The sequence below is a fragment of the Pseudomonas fluorescens genome, from assembly GCF_902497895.1.
Classification (GTDB): Bacteria; Pseudomonadota; Gammaproteobacteria; order Pseudomonadales; family Pseudomonadaceae; genus Aquipseudomonas; species Aquipseudomonas fluorescens_BP.
In genome coordinates, this window is the sequence record NZ_CABVHQ010000063.1 from 13,842 (window position 1) to 33,467 (window position 19,626).

At 57.8% G+C, this 19,626-nt stretch carries 15 protein-coding genes and 1 pseudogene; 4 read left to right on the top strand and 12 right to left on the bottom strand.

The window, feature by feature from the left end:
- Positions 1-339: 339 nt before the first annotated feature.
- On the bottom strand, positions 340-1,029 hold the full coding sequence (locus F8N21_RS24245; protein WP_150644534.1) for an isochorismatase family protein: 690 nt from the start codon (positions 1,027-1,029) through the stop codon (positions 340-342).
- 125 nt (positions 1,030-1,154) lie between these two features.
- Between F8N21_RS24245 and F8N21_RS24250 the strand changes: the two genes are divergently transcribed.
- Complete coding sequence (locus tag F8N21_RS24250) at positions 1,155-2,066, top strand: LysR family transcriptional regulator (protein WP_150644535.1); 912 nt, start codon at positions 1,155-1,157, stop codon at positions 2,064-2,066.
- A gap of 289 nt (positions 2,067-2,355) precedes the next feature.
- On the opposite strand, the pseudogene F8N21_RS24255 reads toward F8N21_RS24250, so the two are convergent.
- The 10 genes and pseudogenes from F8N21_RS24255 to F8N21_RS24300 form a co-directional block, all read right to left on the bottom strand.
- Positions 2,356-2,571 (bottom strand): annotated as a pseudogene (locus F8N21_RS24255) (MFS transporter); the annotation flags it as partial.
- 74 nt (positions 2,572-2,645) lie between these two features.
- Positions 2,646-3,875: a beta-ketoacyl synthase N-terminal-like domain-containing protein gene (locus F8N21_RS24260; RefSeq protein WP_150644549.1), complete on the bottom strand. Its 1,230-nt coding sequence runs from the start codon at positions 3,873-3,875 to the stop codon at positions 2,646-2,648.
- A 595-nt stretch (positions 3,876-4,470) separates the two neighbouring features.
- The gene (adeC, locus tag F8N21_RS24265; RefSeq protein ID WP_150644536.1) at positions 4,471-5,922 is read right to left on the bottom strand and encodes an AdeC/AdeK/OprM family multidrug efflux complex outer membrane factor; all 1,452 of its coding nucleotides are present in this window, start codon (positions 5,920-5,922) and stop codon (positions 4,471-4,473) included.
- Positions 5,919-9,071, bottom strand: a complete 3,153-nt coding sequence (locus F8N21_RS24270; protein WP_150644537.1) for an efflux RND transporter permease subunit — start codon at positions 9,069-9,071, stop codon at positions 5,919-5,921. The genes adeC and F8N21_RS24270 overlap by 4 nt, the downstream gene beginning before the upstream one ends.
- Positions 9,072-9,085: 14 nt before the next feature.
- A complete protein-coding gene (locus tag F8N21_RS24275) occupies positions 9,086-10,165 on the bottom strand; it encodes an efflux RND transporter periplasmic adaptor subunit (protein ID WP_150644538.1) in 1,080 nt (359 codons plus the stop codon).
- 564 nt (positions 10,166-10,729) lie between these two features.
- A complete protein-coding gene (locus F8N21_RS31375) occupies positions 10,730-11,353 on the bottom strand; it encodes a TetR family transcriptional regulator (protein WP_150644539.1) in 624 nt (207 codons plus the stop codon).
- 12 nt (positions 11,354-11,365) lie between these two features.
- Positions 11,366-12,145 carry an IclR family transcriptional regulator gene (locus F8N21_RS24285; RefSeq protein WP_150644540.1) on the bottom strand — a complete coding sequence of 260 codons (780 nt, stop codon included), beginning with the start codon at positions 12,143-12,145 and terminating at the stop codon, positions 11,366-11,368.
- A 328-nt stretch (positions 12,146-12,473) separates the two neighbouring features.
- Entirely contained in the window at positions 12,474-12,803 is a 330-nt protein-coding gene (locus F8N21_RS24290; RefSeq protein WP_150644541.1) for a 4-methylmuconolactone methylisomerase, read from the bottom strand.
- An 11-nt stretch (positions 12,804-12,814) separates the two neighbouring features.
- The gene (locus F8N21_RS24295) at positions 12,815-14,086 is read right to left on the bottom strand and encodes an MFS transporter (RefSeq protein ID WP_150644542.1); all 1,272 of its coding nucleotides are present in this window, start codon (positions 14,084-14,086) and stop codon (positions 12,815-12,817) included.
- Positions 14,087-14,190: 104 nt separating this feature from the next.
- Positions 14,191-14,778, bottom strand: coding sequence for a TetR/AcrR family transcriptional regulator (locus tag F8N21_RS24300; RefSeq protein ID WP_150644543.1), 588 nt, complete (start codon positions 14,776-14,778; stop codon positions 14,191-14,193).
- 200 nt (positions 14,779-14,978) lie between these two features.
- Between F8N21_RS24300 and F8N21_RS24305 the strand changes: the two genes are divergently transcribed.
- Genes F8N21_RS24305 through F8N21_RS24315 form a run of 3 tightly spaced genes read left to right on the top strand, consistent with a single transcriptional unit; the run spans position 14,979 to position 17,826 of the window.
- Positions 14,979-15,806, top strand: coding sequence for a MaoC family dehydratase N-terminal domain-containing protein (locus F8N21_RS24305; protein WP_150644544.1), 828 nt, complete (start codon positions 14,979-14,981; stop codon positions 15,804-15,806).
- Positions 15,807-15,833: 27 nt separating this feature from the next.
- Positions 15,834-16,997 (top strand): acyl-CoA dehydrogenase family protein, encoded by a 1,164-nt coding sequence (locus tag F8N21_RS24310; RefSeq protein WP_150644545.1) that lies wholly within the window; start codon positions 15,834-15,836, stop codon positions 16,995-16,997.
- A gap of 10 nt (positions 16,998-17,007) precedes the next feature.
- Positions 17,008-17,826: an HpcH/HpaI aldolase/citrate lyase family protein gene (locus F8N21_RS24315; RefSeq protein WP_150644546.1), complete on the top strand. Its 819-nt coding sequence runs from the start codon at positions 17,008-17,010 to the stop codon at positions 17,824-17,826.
- Between the two features lie 120 nt (positions 17,827-17,946).
- Here F8N21_RS24315 and F8N21_RS24320 read toward each other — a convergent pair whose 3' ends face one another.
- Positions 17,947-19,185, bottom strand: a complete 1,239-nt coding sequence (locus F8N21_RS24320; RefSeq protein WP_150644547.1) for an OprD family porin — start codon at positions 19,183-19,185, stop codon at positions 17,947-17,949.
- Between the last annotated feature and the right edge of the window lie 441 nt (positions 19,186-19,626).

A 19,626-nucleotide genomic window follows, 5' to 3' on the forward strand; every position in this document is an offset into this window, starting at 1 on the left:
AACCGCTTGAAATATCAGGCGCTAGACAGTTGAATAACTGAACCTGCGCAAACTTAATGAGACCACCCTGTCAATGTGCGCCCAGCTTTCTGCCCTGTTATTCAAGTAGTTTTCCCGTTTTCTCGAACATTGACTGTTCAAACTTGTTCAAATAACAATTCAGTTATCAACATGCCAAGACCCCTTTCAGTCCACAACAATAAATAAGCCGCGTTATTTCAATCGTTCAAACAACGTCCGCGCATATTCGCAGGCAAAAAAAACCATGCCAAAGTCAACCTCTGGCATGGTTGGGTTGGTGTGTCACTCATACGAGCATGAGCAACTTCTTCTAGCGTCTTATTTCAGGCCAACAGTCGCCAGGTAATCCAGGCACGTGTCGACAGTTTCCACATCGGCAAATTTGGCGTCGATGTCGAACAGGTTCCAGGCCACCGCACCCGGTACCCGGTCACCGATGCACTCCTTCACCGCAATGGTACGAAAGCCTTCGGCCAAACCATCGCATAGCGTGTTGCGCACGCACGCCGATGCGGTCACGCCGGTGACCAGGATGGTATCGACGCCAGCAGATCGCAGGTAGCCGGCCAGCGACGTGCCGCTGAACGAACTGGCGCGCTTCTTCAGCAGTACGAATTCGCCGTCGATAGGGGCAATGCGTGAGTCAATGGCCCAGAGGTTCTCATCGCTCTGATTCACCACATCCACCGGGATTTTGTTGTGCCATTGGCCCATGTCGTTGTTGGGATCATTTCGATCAGTGTTCTGGTAGCAGGTAGTCACGTGCACGATCGGAAACTTGTTGGCGCGGAACTCCTTCATCAGGCGCTGCACACCCGGAATGATCTCATCATCAATCTTATCGCAGGTGAAGGGGTTACCCGGACGAGTCCAGGCGTTAGCCAGGTCGACGTTGATCAATGCAGGACGTTTGCCAAAACCGATGCGCCGTTGAAAGCCACGCTCCTTATAGAGTTTGGTCGATTCTTCAAAGGCGCGGTTGAGCATCTCCATCAGGTCTTGCGACATAATATGTATCTCCAGGTGAGTTCAGGGTATCGAGGTGACTCGAGGGGTTTGCGTTAACCTTGAACTCACGATAATCTCCATAATTAATAATTTCTAATTCATAATTTCGGATAATTGATACCACGATGAGCATCAATCCTCGGTTCGATCTGAAGCAGGTGAAAGCCTTTATGGCGGTTGCCGAGTCCCTGCATTTCAAGCGTGCAGCGGACTCGCTTTTCATCACCCAACCGGCGTTAAGCCGATTGATCAAGGGGCTGGAGGAAGAACTGGGCGCAGAATTGTTGGTGCGTACCACTCGGCAAGTCGCCCTGACAGAGTCAGGGCGTTTATTTCTGCAGGAATGTCGCCAGGCGTTGCGGCATATCGACCGCGCGGTTTATCTGGCCAGGAGTGCGGCAGCCGGTGACATCGGCCACATCTCGGTGGCTTATAACGACTTTGCTATCAATGGCGTGCTGCCCTCGATTCTTGAACAGTTCAAGGAGCTGCACCCGGACGTCACGGTCGAACTGGTTTATATGCCGTCACATGACCAATACAAAGCCATCAAGGACAGCCTGATCGACATTGGCTTCCTGCTGGGGCCGCTGGCTATTCCCGGAATTGAAACTCACCGGATTGCATTGGAGAAAATGGTCGTCCTTCTTCCGGCACGACACCCTCTGGCCAAACACAAACACATCAGCGTCGAGCAGCTTAAAGAGGAACGCTTTATTTTCGGCGCGGAAAGTGGCTGGAGCCTGTTTCGCGAGCAAACATTCCACCTCTGCCATGCGAGCGGCTTCAGTCCGAATATCATTCAGGAAGCGACCACCAGTATCGGCATCTTTGGACTGGTCGCCGCCAACATGGGGGTGTCGATCTATTCAGAATGCGCGTTCAAGATAAAGCGCGAAGGCGTGGTAATCGTTCCCTTGAATAGCAAAAACGCCACGATCGAAACCTTAGCGGCCTGGAGCCAGGATTACGAAAATCCGACAGCGCGTCTGTTCAAGAAGCTCTTGCGTGACCTTGCCCCTCAAGGGCATCTCTGAGGACCAGATCAGCGTCATGCAAACCAGGCATGGATTCACGACATTGACCATGCCTTGGTATTCCTCATTCGGGAATATTCTTGGGGAGCCGCTGCAAACATAGCCAATCGCTTCAGTCCTGGCACATTGAGCGGCCCCTCGATCATCTGCCTCAAACAATCCGAAACGCGCGATGCAGAAGACCTTTTCCGAGTTGGAATACGCCGGCAGAAGAAGCTGACTCGTCGGGATCGCTTCCTGGCGGATCTTGAGCAGTTGTTTGCGGTTCAGGCCAATGGCTCAAACTGGGGCGAGCCAGCCCACCCTGAAGCTGCAAATACGTGACGAAGTAAGTGGTGCAGATATAGAAGGATATGGCTGTCAGTGAGATGAAAGCCCCCAGGCAACACATCGCGCCCCCCTGCTGACGCAAGGTTTCCTTCAACGGTGCATGGACGCCGCGCTCGGTGGCAGTGATAGCCTTGAACGCAGGCGTTTCGTCCAGCCGCCAGCGCAGGTACAAACCCCGTTGCTAACTAAAAAAAAAAGCGCCAGCGGCAGGTTCGGCCTCTGGCGGGCCGTGATTGCCTTCAGTACGGATTAAACCGGTAACGCGTCGAGCGCGCGCTTACTGAAAATCAGGCTGGCGTTGGCTCCGCCAAAGCCGAAGCTGTTACTCATTACACACTCCACTTGCTGATTGAATCGCGTGGTACGGATTATCGGCAACGCCTCAACTTCACTGTCGATCTGCTCGATGTTGTGGGAGGCCGCAAGAAACCCGTGCTGCATCATCAACAACGAGTAAATGGCTTCATGCACACCAGCAGCCCCCAGCGCGTGACCGCTTAACGACTTGGTAGAACTGAAGGGAGGCAAGTTGCCGTCGAAAGCGAGCGAGGATGCACGCAGCTCCACCAAATCGCCTGCCTGGGTACTGGTGCCGTGGGTGTTGAGATAGTCGACGGATTCTTCGCAGGTACTCAATGCCGCCTGCATGGCGCGCAACGCTCCGTCTCCACTGGGGGAAACCATATCCTGCCCATCGGACGCGTTACCGTAGCCGATCACTTCGGCGTAGATCCTGGCGCCACGTTCGAGCGCATGGCCGAGTTCTTCGAGCACCAATACGCCGCCACCACCGCTGATGACGAAACCATCGCGCGCTACGTCGTAAGGGCGGCTGGCCTGGGTCGGCACATGGTTATAGCCTGTGGAAAAAGCGCCCATGGCGTCGAACATGCAGCTCTGACTGACATGTTCTGCCTCGGCCCCGCCGGCAAACACCACATCCTGTTTGCCAAACTGTATCTGCTCGAACGCATGTCCGATGCAATGCGCACTGGTCGCGCAGGCCGATGCGATGGAGTAGTTAAGGCCCTTGATGGCAAAAAAACTGGCCATGCACGCCGACACGGTGCTAGTCATGGTTCGAGGTACCCGATAGGGCCCGACCTTGCGAATACCCTGCTCGGTAAGTAAACGGTTGGCTTCGACGATATCTTCGCTAGAGCCGCCCCCGGAGCCCATCACACAACCGGTCCGTGGGTTCGATACTTGCGAGGGTTCAAGCCCGGCATCGGCAATCGCATCACGCATTGACAGGTACGCGTAAGCGGCGGCATCGCCCATGAAGCGGCGATGGCGACGATCTATCTGCTCGAGATCCACGTCCAATTGGCCGCTGACATGGCTGCGTAGCCCCGCCTGCGCATACGCCTGGTTGAGACCGATACCCGAGCGTCCTTCGCGCAATGCTTGCAACACGTGCGCAGGGCTGTTGCCCAGGCAGGAAACGATGCCCATCCCGGTCACCACGACGCGACGCAGGTTTATGCTGTGTCTGGATGTATTCTGAATGTGCAAAACGTAACTCCCTTCTCTCTCGGCCAAGATGAATGGCCCTGCGATTGGCTCGAGTTTAATCGCAGTGTTTGATTCTGATAATTCGTAAATCAGGCAGTTTTATTATCAAAAAAAGCATCAATAAGGTTTTGCATGAGCACCCTGCCTTCACGGGGGCACCCGTTGCCGAATGCCCTTCCTTGATCACTCCTCGCACCATTCAGCATAGGTATCTACACAACCATTGGACTACGGCGTAGGGCTGAGTCCGTAGCAGCTGCCGAGCTGCGCGAGGCTGCGTTCGAGGACGCAGTCCTCGCAAAGCCTGCGTACGCGGTTTGCCTGAAAGAACCCGTTGCCTGATTTCACGACTGCTTCGCGGTCGAACGCAGCCTCGCAGGCTCGGCAGCTGCTACGAGCGCCAGACCAAAAAGATGCGTAGATACCTATGACCATTCAGGGAAGTGCAGTGACACTTTCTCGCCTTGCGCGTGCCAGCTCTGAATGCTCGGCTTGCACGCCCGATGCCCTGCATCGGGCGTTTTGCTACCCAGGAAAGATTTTTGTGTGCCAGCCTTTTTCATCTGAATCCGCCGGATTCAGGTCTTGACGTTTTTTCCCGGGCCGGCACGTCTCTTATCCAGCCACCGCCAAGCGCTTTGAACAGCGCAACTTCACTGCTCATCTGCTGCAACCGGTCAGTCAGCAAGCCCTGCTGCGCGGTGAACAGCTCCCGTTGTGCGTCCAGCACGGTGAGGTAATTGTCGACGCCTTCCTGGTAGCGTTGCCGAGCCAGATCGAAGTACTCCTGTGTAGTCAGGGTCAGATCACGCTGGGCTTGCAACTGCTCCCCAAAGGTGCCACGTGCGGCGAGCCCATCGGCCACTTCGCGAAAAGCCGTCTGAATGGCTTTCTCGTACTGCACGACGTTAATGTCCTTCTGCACCTCGGCGTAATCCAGGTTGGCCTCGAGTCGGCCGGCGGTGAAGATCGGAATATTGATTTGCGGCACGAAACTCCAGCTACCGGAGCCAGCCTCGAACAGTCCATTCATGTCACTGCTCAGCGTGCCTGCGTTGGCGGTCAGCCTGACACTCGGGAAGAAGGCTGCACGCGCCGCGCCGATATTGGCGTTGGCCGCCAGCAAGTTGTGTTCCGCAGCACGGATGTCGGGACGGCGTAGCAGCAAATCAGCCGGCATGCCCACAGGCAACGCGGCGAACTGCTGCTCGTCGAAGCGCTCAGGCAATGCCGGTAACTCACTGCCCAACAACAGGCGCAGCAGGTTCTGGTCTTGCGCGACCTGACGCGTGTAGCGCGCCAGGTGACCTCTCGCCTGCTCGACCAGACTGCGTGCCTGACGCACATCCAGAGATGAGGCGATTCCGGCGTCGTGACTGCTTTGGACCAGCGCCAGGCTTTCGTCGTAACTGGCCAGGGTTTCGCGCGTCAACTGCAGCAGGCCCTGATCGGTGCGCAAAGTCAGATAGGCCGTGGCCACATCGCCAATCAGGCTGATCTGCACACTGCGCTGCGCTTCTTCTGAAGCCAGATAAGTCTCCAGCGTGGCGCGGTCCAGGCTGCTTACCCTGCCGAACAGATCCAGCTCGTAGGCGCTTACACCCACGGTCACACCATATTGGCTTTCGATACTGCGCTCGCCACTGCGCGACAGGTCGGCCGGCAGTTTCTGTCGGATACCGCTGGCATCCACGCCGACGCTGGGGAACAGCTCGGCGCGCTGGATGCGGTACTGCGCGCGAAAAGCCTCAACGTTCAGGGCGGCCTGACGCAGGTCGCGATTGTTGTCCAGTGCCACTTGCAACAGCTGTTGCAGGGCCGGATCGCGGAAGAACTGCTCCCAGCCCAGTTCGGCGCTCGCCTGCTGCTGCGAAGGCTGTTGCGCATAGGCCTGACCTTGCGGCCACACCCCGGCAATCGGCGCGGCGGGTTGCTGGTAGTCCGGTATCAGGCTACAGCCTGATACGGCCATGGCGCAGGCCAGAGCCAGGGTCAGATGCTTGAAAGTCATACTGACTCTCCTTCTTTAATTGCGGCGGGAGCGACCGCTTTCGCCTTTCGGTTACCTTCAAACAGCTTGACCACTACCACGTAAAACAGCGGCACGAAGAACACCGCGAGTACGGTGGCCGTGACCATGCCGCCGACCACGCCGGTGGCAATGGAGTGCTGACTGCCTTGACCGGCGCCGCTGGCCAGGGCCATGGGCAGTACACCGAAGGTGAAGGCCAGCGACGTCATGATGATCGGACGCAGGCGCAGCTTGGCCGCGTGAACGGCCGAATCGACCAGGCTGTAGCCTTCTTTCTCGTACAGCTCCTTGGCGAACTCGACGATCAGGATGGCGTTCTTCGCCGACAGACCGACCGTGGTCATCAAGCCGATCTGGAAGTACACGTCGGCGGTAAGGTCGCGCATGAGGGTGGCGATGACCGCGCCGAGAATACCCAGTGGCACCACCAGCATGACCGACACCGGTACCGACCAACTCTCATACAGCGCGGCCAGACACAGGAACACGATCAGTACGGTGAGCGCATAGAGCATCGGGGCCTGGTCGCCGGTCTGGATTTCCTCGTAGGACAGGCCGGTGTAGGTCAGCCCTATGCCATTGGGCAGCTGCCTGGAGATTTCGGCAATGGCGGCCATGGCGTCGCCGGTGCTGTAGCCGGGTGCCGGCTCGCCGAGCATTTCAACTGCCGAGTTGCCGTTGTAGCGTTCAAGCTTGGGAGAGCCATAGGTCCAGCTTCCGGTGGCGAAAGCGGAGAACGGAATCATCTTGCCCCCAGCGTTGCGCACGTACCATTTGTCGAAGTCTTCGGGAGCCAGACGCGAGTCCATGTTGCCCTGCAGATAGACCCGTTTGACCCGACCCTTGTCGATGAAGTCGTTGACGTACATCGAGCCCCAGGCCGCGGACATGGTTTCGTTGATCGCAGCAATGCTCAACTGATGGGCACGTGCCTTCTCGTCGTCGATGCTGACCCGGAACTGCGGCTCGTCGTTGAGGCCGTTGGGCCGCATTGACGCCAGGATTGGACTTTGCGCAGCCAGTTCGAGGAATTGGTCGCGCGCGGCCATCAACGCAGCATGGCCGGCACCGACCTGGTCTTCCAGGTAGAAGTTGAAACCCGTGGCGTTGCCCATTTCCAGAATTGCCGGAGGGGCGAACACCAGCACCTGACCATCCTTGATGTCTGCGAATCTGGCCTGGGCGCGCTCTACCACACTGGCTACACCCTGGCCTTCAGCTTGACGGTGAGACCAATCCTTGAGGTTGACGAACGCCATACCGCTGCTCTGTCCGCGACCGGCGAAGTTGAAGCCGTTGACGGTGAAAACCGAGTCGATCACCTGCGCTTCTTCCGCGAGCAGGTAATCGCGTACCTCCTTGAGCACCGCTTCGGTACGTTCGGCGCTGCTGTTGACCGGCATCCGTACCTCGACTATCGCCTTGCCCTGGTCTTCAGCCGGGAGAAAGGCCTTGGGAATCTGGGTGAACAGGTAGCCGGTGCCGCCCACGATCACGGCGAAGATCACGAAGTAACGCCCGCGTTGCTTGAGCATGCCGACCACACTGCGTTCAAAGCGGTTGGCGCTGTTATCGAAGGTGCGGTTGAACCAGCCGAAGAAACCTTTTTTCGGCCCGTGGTCGTCCTTGGGAGCTTTGAGGATGGTGGCGCACAGCGCGGGGGTGAAGATCAAGGCTACCAGCACCGACAGACCCATGCAGACCACGATGGTCACGGCGAACTGCCGGTAGATGATGCCGGCCGAGCCGCCGAAGAAGGCCATCGGGATGAACACCGCCGACAGCACCATGCCAATGCCAACCAGCGCGCCCTGGATCTGGCCCATGGACTTGCGCGTTGCCTCCAGCGGCGACAGTTTTTCGTCGTGCATCAGTCGCTCGACGTTCTCCACGACCACAATGGCGTCGTCCACCAGCAGGCCGATGGCCAGAACCATGGCGTACATCGTCAGCACGTTGATGTTGATGCCGAACAGTGGCAACAGCGCAAAGGCACCGAGCAAGACCACCGGCACCGCCATCGTCGGAATCAGCGTGGCGCGCCAGTTCTGCAGGAACAGGAACATCACCAGGAACACCAGCACGACCGCTTCGATGATGGTGTGGATCACCGATTCGATGGAGGCGTTGACCGAAGGTGTGGTGTCATAGGGCAGCAGAATCTTCACGCCTTCGGGCAGGTAACGCTCCTGTTTCTTCAGGACCTCACGCACTGCCTCGGCGGTTTCCAGGAGGTTGCCACCGGGTGCCAGACGTATCGCCATTGCCGCCGACGGCATACCGTTGAATTTCGCCGAAATGGAGAAGTTGTCGGCACCCAGGCTCACTTCACCCAGGTCCTTGATGCGCACCTGCGATCCATCCGGGTTGACCTTGACCAGGATGTTGGCGAATTCGTCGGGGTTGGTCAGACGGGTCTTGGCGATGACCGAGGCGTTCAATTGCACGCCGGGACGCGCTGGCAGGCCGCCAACCTGTCCCGAGGACACTTGTACGTTCTGTTCCTGGATAGCGCTGGCGACATCGCTCGGTGCCAGTTGGAAGCTGTTGAGTTTGATCGGATCGAGCCAAATGCGCATGGCATTTTGCGAACCCAGCAACAGATAGTCGCCGACCCCGTTGATCCGCGAGATCGGGTCCTGCAGATTAGAGGCGATGTAGTTGCCCAGATCGAAGTTGCTCATCTTGCCGCTTTCATCGACCAGCGCCGCGATCTGCATGAAGTTGATCTGATACTTGACCACACGGATGCCCTGGCGCTGCACTTCCTGCGGCAGCTTGGGCGTCGCCAGTTGCAGCTTGTTCTGCACCTGAACCTGAGCAATATCCGGGTCGGTGCCCTGCTCGAAGGTCACGATGAGCTGCATGCTCCCGTCAGCATTGCTTTGCGAGGACATGTAACGGTAACCATCCAGACCACTGAGCTGCTGCTCAATGACCTGGGTCACTGTGTCCTGCACGGTCTGCGCCGAAGCGCCCGGGTACGCCACCGAAATCATGATCGACGGGGCCGCAATGTTCGGGTATTGGCTGACAGGCATTTTCAGGATCGACAGAGCGCCGGCAAGCATCAGCACAATGGCCAACACCCAGGCGAAGATCGGCCTGTCTATAAAAAAACGGGACATTTGAATTCAGTTCCTCAGTTGGCCGATACGGCAGTGGCAGCAGCCTTTGAGAGATCGTTGGCCAGATCGACATTGGACGCGTCGCTGGCCTGCACCTTGATGCCGCTACGCACGCGCTGCAGCCCCTCGGTGACCACGCGCTCACCATCGCTCAGGCCCTTGCCGACCAACCAGGCGTTCCCCACGGTGCGCAGGGTTTCGATTTCGCGCAGCTCCACACTGCCGTCGTTCTTGACCACCCAGCTCTGAGCGACGCCGCGGGAGTCGCGAAAGACCGCCTGCTGTGGCACCAGAATCGCGTTTTCACGCACCCCTTCCTTGACTTGGGCATGCACGAACATCCCCGGCAGCAACTGGCGATCCGGGTTTGGAAACTGGGCACGCAACGTCACCGAACCGGTACTCGGGTCGACATTCACTTCGGAGAACTTCATGGTGCCGGTTTGTCCGTAGACGCTGCCGTCATCCAGGGTCAGGCTGACGGCGGCGCTGTCTTCGCCGGCTTTTTGCAGCTTGCCGGACTCCAGTGCACGTCGCAGTTTCAATAGTTGGGTGATGGGTTGGGTGACGTCGACATAAATCGGGTCCAGCTGGGTCACGGTTGCCAGTTCCTGAGCCTGGCCGTCGGTGACCAGCGCGCCTTCGGTGACCGCCGAACGGCCGATACGCCCGCTGATCGGTGATAGAACGCGGGTGTACTGCACATTGATGTCAGCCATCCGGGCTTCGGCCTGGGCCTGTTTCCAGGCAGCAAAAGCGTCGTCGTACTGCTGGCGACTCACCGCATTGGTCTTGAGCAGCCGCTCGTAACGCTTGGCCAGGTTGCTGGCTGTCACCAGATTGGCTTGGGCGCGCGCCTGATGCGCCTGATAGGTCCGGGGGTCGATCTGGTACAGCTGTTGCCCCTGCTTCACCTCGGTGCCTTCGGCGACCATGCGCTTTACCAGGATGCCGCTGACCTGCGGCCGTACTTCGGCCACGCGATTGGCTGCGGTGCGGCCTGGCAAATCAGTCGCGAGGGTCAACGACTGAGCCTCCAGGGTGTAAACACCGACTTGCGCAGGGGAAGGCGTACTGGCCACTGGTTCGGACATATCGCATCCCGCCAACAGCAAAAATGCGGCAACGGGCACGCGGCGGACGAGTGGATAAGGGCCTCTATGTTTCACAGACGGTTATCTCCTGAAGGCAACATTAATAAATGGGTATGTGTATCGCTATATGATTCACTGTACCACGCTGCGGGCTTATCGAATCAACTTGCTATAGGCGCATTACCGCAATTCGCCCTATCAGCAGTGCTCAGGTACCAGGTGCATTGCCATATCTGAACCGTGCGGCCCTATCCGCAAACGCCTCGACGATGAATCGGCAGGAACAATGCGAATGCCACGCGACACCCCGGTTTGCGTAGGGTTACCGGTTTTGCGCGGGCACTGCCTGACAGCGGACCGCAATCGTCAGATGTCGGGGTCATGGGCCTTGGAAATTGAGCGGGCAAGCGAAGGGATGTAGCGCAGGGTTAAATCGTTACAAAGTGAGTAATGGGTGGCATTCGGGCCTGTCAGCCGTCTAGCTATCAGGCACTTTTCACATGCTGGAAAACAGGATTGAACGCAGTGCGGTATGGACCAACGCTGGTCGCAACTTCGACGCACTCAGGGTTTTGATTGATGGCACAAATGTGCGGGAGGATTCGTCAGCAAATGCAGCAGAGTATCCAGCACAGTCGAGAGCTTGCGCTGGCAGTCCTCGGTGCTCTGCAAACATTCGATCAGGGCACCGGTAATACAATGCTGGATCAGCTCGCAAAAGACTGGAATGTTGATTTGCGCCCCTAATTCGCCGCGAGCTACAGCGCGGTTCAAGAGATCCTGCAGCAGAGTGGCCAGGTTGCTCCGAAACCGATGCAAACGCATGGGAACAGGCTCGCAATTGCCGTTCAGCTCACGCTTGTGCAACATGCTTTCGCACAGCATTCCTGAATCTTTCCTGCTGGCCGTCTCGATCAATGCCTGGCGCAGGCGCAGCCATCGCGCAGAAAACCGCAGGCAGGTCGGGATGGGTTGTTCCAGAGGGTGTTGTTGCTCGTCGAGAATCGTTTTAAGCAGATCCTGCTTGTTCTTGAAGTGCCAATAGATGGCGCCACGGGTAACGCCTGCCAAGCCAGCAATCTGTTCGAGCGTCACATTGGCAACGCCATCGCGTGAAAAGGCCGAGAGACTTGCACTGATAATTTTTTGCCGCGTTTTCGCGGCCTCTTGGGCGGTTTTCCTGGCCATTCCACTACCTGATTAGACCTTGAGGCGCGCACCAATCGCCTGTTCGATGTTCTGCTTGCAAGTCATCAGCGCCTGCTCAAAGCGTTCGGCATGGGCTTGTGCACGTGAAACAGGTGCAACAACCGCAATGGCATAGCGACCCAGATAGGTATTCAGTGCTACCGCGAAAGAGCTGAGACCCTCAATGTATTCGCCTTTGTCATGGCCAATTTTGGTGCGTCTTATAGTCGCTAACTGCGTGAGCAAGTTCGAGCGTTCGAGCGTGGCAGATGTCATGTCTTGAAGAGACGCCGGCAACAGACTCTCGAGCGCTTCCTCGGGCATTTCGGCAAGCAATACTTTACCGCTGGCCGTTGCATAGGCCGGCGCGTTGATACCAATGGGGAAAACCACGCGCAATTCACGCTCGGCAACGATGCGATCAACCACGTAGGTCTTGTCCCCTACCAACAACGAGACACAGACAGATTCTTGAAGCTGCTCGCAGAGTGCTGTGAGATGCGTTTTGAGCAGCGAAATGATGTCGGTCTGAGTCTGATGAATCAATTGACCTAATGCTGGACCCAGATGAAAACCTCCGCCGCGGCCAACTGACTCGACCAGGAATTCATCCTCAAGTGCACTGATAATGCGTTGCACGGTCGAGCGCGGCAGGTCGACCGCATTAGCAATGGCAGCCAGGCTGAGCCCTTGAGGATTTTCTCCCAGGGCGCGCATGATCGCAGCCGCTCGAGCGATAACCTGTATTCCCGGTTGTTTACCGACTTGCGTCGTGTCTTCCTGCCGACTCATTGGATTCTCCTTGCGGGCGTCGCTTTCGTTGTCGAAAAAGGGGCATTACTGTAGTGAGAATCGGCTATCCGCACCATCAGTTCCTCCTTTCCCGGAAATATACAGTCGCCCGACAGGTGCTTGCATAACAGTGAAATACCAAGCAGTTACCGCTGTTCGCATCCTTAAATACCGCTATACGATACACTGAACTGCATTGCGATACAATTCGCCTTGCGGCTCAAGAGTCGCATTGCCTGATGGGTGGGGTATCACACGGTGAGCAGCAGGTTGGCGTTGTCGTGGCTGAAGGCCTTGAGTCCTTCCATGGACGTCCATTTTCATTAGATCACTTCAAAACGATATCGCACGTCACAAATGGCTTGAGCCCACCAATAAACGTTTTGCCGTGCTCAAACCAAACCTTTCTTTTATCGGCCTGCATGTAAAGCTCATAGTCGGACTGATCGCGAAACCAGCATTCCCCAATAGCATGCACAGGTGGCACCTCAAGATAGGGTACGTGGGTGTCGCTGGGGTTGTCTGACACAAGCCTGACCTCATATTTGTGCAGGCCAGGAATACCCTCACTCATTTCGAAGTGACGCACACACTCTTGCTTGAAGACCGCATCGCTCATGGTTTGAGGTTTAACCAGCAGATAGACGATTCTAATCATTTGAACTTCCTTCAAGTGCGTTGTCCGGACAACCGTTGCGGGGACGGATCGGCCATTTCAAGTTCATCAAGCCGAACCCCCTTGGTTTCGGGTAGCAGCAGCAGGGCAAATACAGCGATGCCGTAAGCGACAAGGCAAAACGCGCCAACAGACTGGGACAGACCGAATTTAGCAGCGAGTAGCCCAACCCCCGTGACGGCCATTGCGCCTACCGATTTGCCGACGTTGTACGAGAATCCCATGCAAGTGGTGCGAACCTGGGTCGGGAATAACTCGCTCAGGAACGGACCCAACGCGGCAAACATACCGATCGCCAACGCGCCGACCAAAAAGCCCATGACATGCGCTACCAGTGGGTTGAGCGGTACGAACATATAGGCAACGGTGACAATCCAGGAGGCCAGCGACAGGAGCATCAGCGTCGGGCGTCGGCCCAGGCGGTCTGACATGTAGGCGGTAGTGGCGAACCCGCAAAGACTGCCTAGCGCCATGATCAGAATCGTCAGGATCAGCGACCCGGATACAACACCGCGCTCGGCCATCATCGAAGGCGTCCAGACCAGAATCACGTAGCAGCCCGCCTGCAATCCGATCACCAACAAACTGGCAAGCATGCTGACCTTGATGTATTTGGCGCAAAACACGGTTCCGATAGAGGCTTTATCAGTGTCCAGCTTTTGCGATTGCTTGAACGCATCCGAATCCTTGACGTTACGCCGAATGAAAATCACCACCAGCGCTGGAAGCACACCGACCCAGAAAGCCACACGCCAGGCGTACTCAGCGGGGAAATACGCCAGGATCCCGGTGACGACCAGCACGGCGCCGGCCCATCCCAAGGCGAAACCGGACTGCACGAAACCCAACGCTCTGCCACGATTTTTTGGGTTGATGACCTCGGCCATGAGCGCTACACCGATAGCCCATTCGCCGCCGAACCCCAAGCCTTGGAGAGTACGTGCGACCAGCAATTGCTCAAAGTTTTGAGCAAACCCTGCGACGACGCCAAAGAAGGTAAACCAGCAAACCGTAAAAATCAGGATGCGCACCCGCCCGAAGCGGTCGCTCAGGATGCCGGCGATCCATCCGCCCAAGGCCGCCGACAGCAAGGCCGATGTCCCGATAATGCCCGCCTCGCCTTTGGTCAGCCCCCAGATCCCTATCAGCGTGGGCAGCAGGAAGCTGAACATCTGCATGTCATAGGAGTCCAGGGCCCAGCCGGCATAGCAGGCCCAAAAGGTTTTCTTCTCACGCGGGGTGCCGCTTTTATACCAGGAGAACATGGGCCGATCCTTATTGTTATGGGGGGTGCCTCTGTGGGGCGGAGCATGAACCAGTCTTGTAGATGTGCCCATTTGCGATATTGAAAGCCAGCCTTTTGCTTTTGCTAAGAAGCCCGGTCTGTAGCTCCAGCTGTACGCTGACCCGTCGAATCGCTGAACGTTTGGGCAAGAATCAGTTCGACCATGGAGTGGACCAGATCCAGGCGGGCGCTCACCGTGAGCCGCAACGCCGGCAGCCAGGCGGGGGCTTGATTGAGTAGCGTGACGATGCTTTCTGTGCAGGCTTGGCTGCACGCTGAAGGGCCAACAGCTGCGGCGATGATCTGTTCATACCGAGCACGATGGGCTTGGGCGTGACTGAGCCAAGGCTCACTTAAATGACGCCACTCACGTTCCAGCAGTTGAAAATGGCACGGCATCCGGTCCTGCAGGCTCAAGTGCATTTCGATGATCCTGCGAAGCCGCTTGGGGGCCTCGGCATTGCGCTGTATCTGCGTGGCCTTGGTCTGTAATAACCCCAGCAGCTCTTCAAACAGTTCGTAGAGCAACGCTTCCTTGCTCTCGATGTGGTTGTAGATCGAACCGCAGCTAATACCCAAGGCCGAGGCCAGCTCACGCATCCCGACATTGGCGTAGCCCTTGCTGGCAAACAGCGAAAGCGCTTGTTGGCGTGTATCCAGAAATTTGTTTATAGCCGCCTGCTCCCACGAAGTCTGGCAACAGCATGATCGGCAGCGCCATTGGCAGCAATTTCAAAAAATGGAAGGCGGCGTTGCACCCTGCCTGCCCTGCCTTAGGCAAAGCTTCACACTGACTTACGCAAAAGCAAATTCCCCACCTCTGCTCTCCCCTGCATTCTGTTTGCGACCGCAACCAATAGGGAAAGCACAGCATGCAAGATTTCGAACCGGGTAACTGGGTGGGCCGAACACAGGTGCGCAATGACCAGTTCAGCCTCCCTTTGGTGCGGCGCATAGCAGCGATGTTCAATGCCCCAGCGCCCACAGATGGCCAGGAGTTACCGTGGCTGTGGCACTGGTGCTTTTTTGATGACTGCGCAGAACAACGCGAGCTCGGTCCTGACGGGCACCCTACGCTGGGTGAATTCATGCCGCCTGCCCATGGACGTAACCGCATGTGGGCAGGCAGCCGGGTTGAATTCATCCATCCGCTGCGTGTCGGTGCGTCAGCCCGCCGTCACACCACGATCAAGCATATCGAGGAAAAAAAGGGCCGCACCGGATCACTGCTGTTCGTCACGCTCAGTCATGAGCTGTGGCAAGACGAGCAGCTGTGCATGAGCGAAGAGCAAGACATTGTTTACCGTGAACCGAACCCACCCAAGCTCGGTGCCGGTGAGCCGCTTCCCGAAACACAGTGGAGCGAAAACATCAGCCCCGACCCGCTGCTGCTGTTCCGGTACTCCGCCGTTACCTTCAATGCCCACCGCATCCATTTCGATTGGCCTTATGTCACCCGGACCGAGGGTTATCCCGGCCTGGTCGTCCATGGTCCGCTGACCGCAACCCTGAATCTGGCCGCTTTCGTGCGGGCAAACCCATTGGCACGCGTTCGGCAGTTTTCCTTTCGCGGCATCCGACCCCTGATAGCGCCCGCCCATTTCAAGGTCGGTGGACACCACACCCAACGCGGTTTCGCCGACCTGTGGGCAGGCGATGAGACCGGTATCAGCCAACACGCATGCGTCGAATTCGACTGAGTTTTGCATCACTCCACAGGACTTGAGATGAACCCCAACAACAACGAAGACTTCAATGCCATCCGCGAAGGCGTACGCGCCCTGTGCGCCGAATTCGATGCCGCTTACTGGCGCAAGGTCGATGAAGAAAAGGGCTTCCCGCAAGCTTTCGTCAAGGCCTTGACCGACGCCGGCTGGCTGTCGGCGATGATCCCCACCGAATACGGCGGTTCAGGCCTGGGTCTGGCCGAAGCCTCGGTGATTCTCGAAGAAGTGAACCGCTGCGGCGGTAACTCCGGCACGGTGCATGGCCAGATGTACAACATGTTCACCCTGCTGCGCCACGGCAGCGAAGCGCAAAAACGCTATTACCTGCCCAAGCTCGCCGCCGGGGAATTGCGTCTGCAATCGATGGCCGTGACCGAGCCGACCACCGGCACCGACACCACCAAGATCAAGACCACCGCGATCAAGCAGGGTGACAAGTACGTTATCAACGGGCAAAAGGTCTGGATCTCCCGGGTGCAGCACTCGGACCTGATGATCCTGTTGGCACGCACCACACCGCTGGCCGAGGTAAAGAAAAAATCCGAGGGTATGTCGATCTTCCTGGTGGACCTGCGCGAGGCCATCGGCAACGGCCTGACCGTCCAGCCTATCGCCAACATGGTCAACCATGAAACCAACGAGCTGTTCTTCGACAATCTGGAGCTGCCGCTGGACAGTCTGATCGGCGAAGAGGGCAAGGGCTTTCGCTACATCCTCGATGGGCTGAACGCCGAGCGCACCCTGATTGCCGCCGAATGCATCGGCGACGGTCGCTGGTTCATCGAAAAAGCCAGCGCCTACGCCCGTGATCGCGTGGTGTTCGGTCGCCCTATCGGGCAGAACCAGGGCGTACAGTTCCCGATTGCCGAAGCCCATGTCGAGATTGAAGCTGCCGACCTGATGCGCTGGCGCGCCTGCGAGGAATATGACAGCGGCGAGAACGCCGGGGCCAGCGCCAACATGGCTAAATACCTGGCGGCCAAGGCCTCCTGGGAAGCGGCCAATGCCTGCCTGCAAACCCACGGCGGGTTTGGCTTCGCCTGCGAATACGACGTGGAGCGCAAGTTCCGCGAAACCCGTCTGTACCAGGTGGCGCCAATCTCCACCAACCTGATTCTGTCCTACGTCGCCGAGCACCTGCTCGAACTGCCACGCAGCTTTTAAGGAGCGGGTCATGAATGACAAACTGATGCGCTCGGCGCTGTTTGTGCCCGGCAACCGGCCCGAACGGTTCGCCAAGGCACTGACCAGTGGCGCCGACGCGGTCATCGTCGATTTCGAGGATGCTGTCCAGGAGTCGGACAAAACCCTGGCCCGGGAAAATCTCGGAGAGTTTTTGCAGGCAACGCCGACTGCCCGCGTTTGGGTACGGATCAATATGGCGAGTCACGCGCAGCACGAGGCCGATCTGGCGTTCTGCGCAGGCCAATCCGGCGTGTGCGGCGTCATGCTCCCAAAGGCCGAAAGCGCAGAACAGGTGGCCCGCGTTGTTGCCATTGGCCAGCCTGTCTGGCCTATTATTGAAAGCGCCTTGGGGTTGCAGGCCCTTGCAGCGATTTCGCAGGTTTGCGGTGTTGACCGGCTGACCTACGGTGGCCTGGACATGAGCCTGGACCTCGGGCTGATTGCTGGCACCGCTGGCGCTGAATGCATGCTCGATCAAGTTCGGTTCGCCCTGCTGCAGCACAGTCGTCTCGCTGGCTTGGCCCCACCCCTGGAGACCGTCTATGCTCGCATCGACGACCCCATCGGTCTTGAATACTTTGTCTTGAGCGCCCAAACCAAAGGGTTTGCAGGCATGCTGTGTATTCACCCGCGCCAGGTCGAGGTCGTGCATCTGGCATTGGCGCCAACCCTCACTCAGGTGGATTGGGCCCGTCGCGTGCTGGCGAGCGCAGATCAAGCAGGCGCTTTTCAACTCGACGGGCAAATGATCGACGCCCCAGTGATTCAACGTGCACGTAATATCCTGGCATCAGTCAATAACGCCTGACGCCAAGCGATACCCTTGACGGACCAGCGGGATTCCCGGCGGTCCGTTTTGCGATACTGCTAAAGGACCACCAGTCTCTGGTGGTCCTTTTTTGGTTTCAGTGGGGCGCGGTTGGTTCAGTTATTTGAACGCATAGGTGTACGACAGGATCAACCGGTTTTCGTCCAGGTCTCCCAGCGCATCTGAGCGCACCATGGCGTTACGCCAGCGCATTCCGAGGTTTTTCAGCGGTCCGCTCTGGATGATGTAGCTCACGTCCAGATCGCGCTCCCACTCTTGGGCGTTGCTGCCCGCCACCTCGAACCCGTCACCTCGCAGATAGCGCGCGAGAAAGGTCAGGCCCGGCACGCCATAGGCGGCCATGTTCACATCGTAGCGAGCTTGCCATGAGCTCTCATGGGCGCGGGTAAAGTCGAGGATTTGCACGACGTTGGCGACGTTAGGATCAGCATCCTGCAAGAAGGGAAACGGTGAACGTCCGCGGTTATCCTGGTAGCCGACCCGCCAGGTATGCCCACCCAGATTGGCCGACAACAGCACCGAAGCCAGGCCGTTGTCGATCTTTCCTGCCCGTTGGGCGCCCGCCTCGGAGGAATCGAAATAACCCAGATTGCCGCCGAGCGTCCAACTGCCGAGCGTGTGAGTGGCCAACAAGCCGTAGTAATTCTGCTGGTAGACATCCGCAAGCTCCGCCCGCCAAAAGGAGGCCGTCAGCTGCGGACCGAATGTATAGGCCGCACCGGCATAATCGAAACGATCACTGCTGGCCGAATAGTTACCCGTCCTCAGGTCATCGTGGTTAGCGCTGGAGTTGCGATAGTTGACGCTGCGAAATTGCCCGACATCAATCATCAGGTTGTCCACGTCAGTGGACGTCAGGGCGGCACCATTGAAAAACGGCGGCAACAGCCGCGCATCGCTGGACAGAGCGACGGGAGACTTAGGCATCAAACCACCGACTTTAAGTTCGGTTTTCGACACTTTGGCCTTGAACACCCCCGACAGATCGCTGTACTCATCCGGCCCGGCGTTTCCAAATGCGTTAGGCAGCAAACCGGTGCCTGCGCGGGCGTCGGATGAATCCAGTTTTACCCCTAGCGCGGCATACAGGTCCACGCCGAAGCCAACCGGGCCTTCGGTGTAGCCAGATTTAGCGTTGAACATGAAACCTTGCGCCCACTCTTCGCGCTTGGACTGGGTTGCAGTGTCCTGGCGAAAATCACGGTTGAAGTAAAAGTTGCGCAGACTGAGCGTGGCGCTGCTGTCGCCGAGAAAGTCAGCTTGGGCGATGCCAGGAAGGACCAGGATTGGCGCAAGGCAGGTAAGCGCGCACGCATGCGCCAAGGGAAGCTTTTGCATGGGGTGTGGTTTCCGATAATTGTTTTTATTGGGTTGCCACGGCGTCGGACGCCCAGGGCGAAGCCAGCATGGGCAGCCCGTTACAGCTTGGGTATTGGGATTTGCTTAAGCGGCACTTGCGCTGAGGAAAACACCCCCCGCTAAAGGGCGTAATGGCCGGGTTGTATTTTGTTGATTGTGTAGATATCCGTTGCTGCGGTCACGGCTACTTAGGGTTCCGCCCTTACGGCGGGTCACTTTGGAAAAGCCCCAAAGTAACCAAAGGGCTCTTGCCCCTTTCGTTCGGCCCTTCGCCTAGGCTCAGGGTGCCCTCGCTCCGGTCCTGCTCCGTGGGCCCGCCGCCATCGGCCATCCATGGCCGGGGGCGGCTAACCCGGCATCCATGCCGGGTTGCCCACTGCGCAGAACCTGCGCTCGGCCTCTCGAGGGGGCGTGCACCGC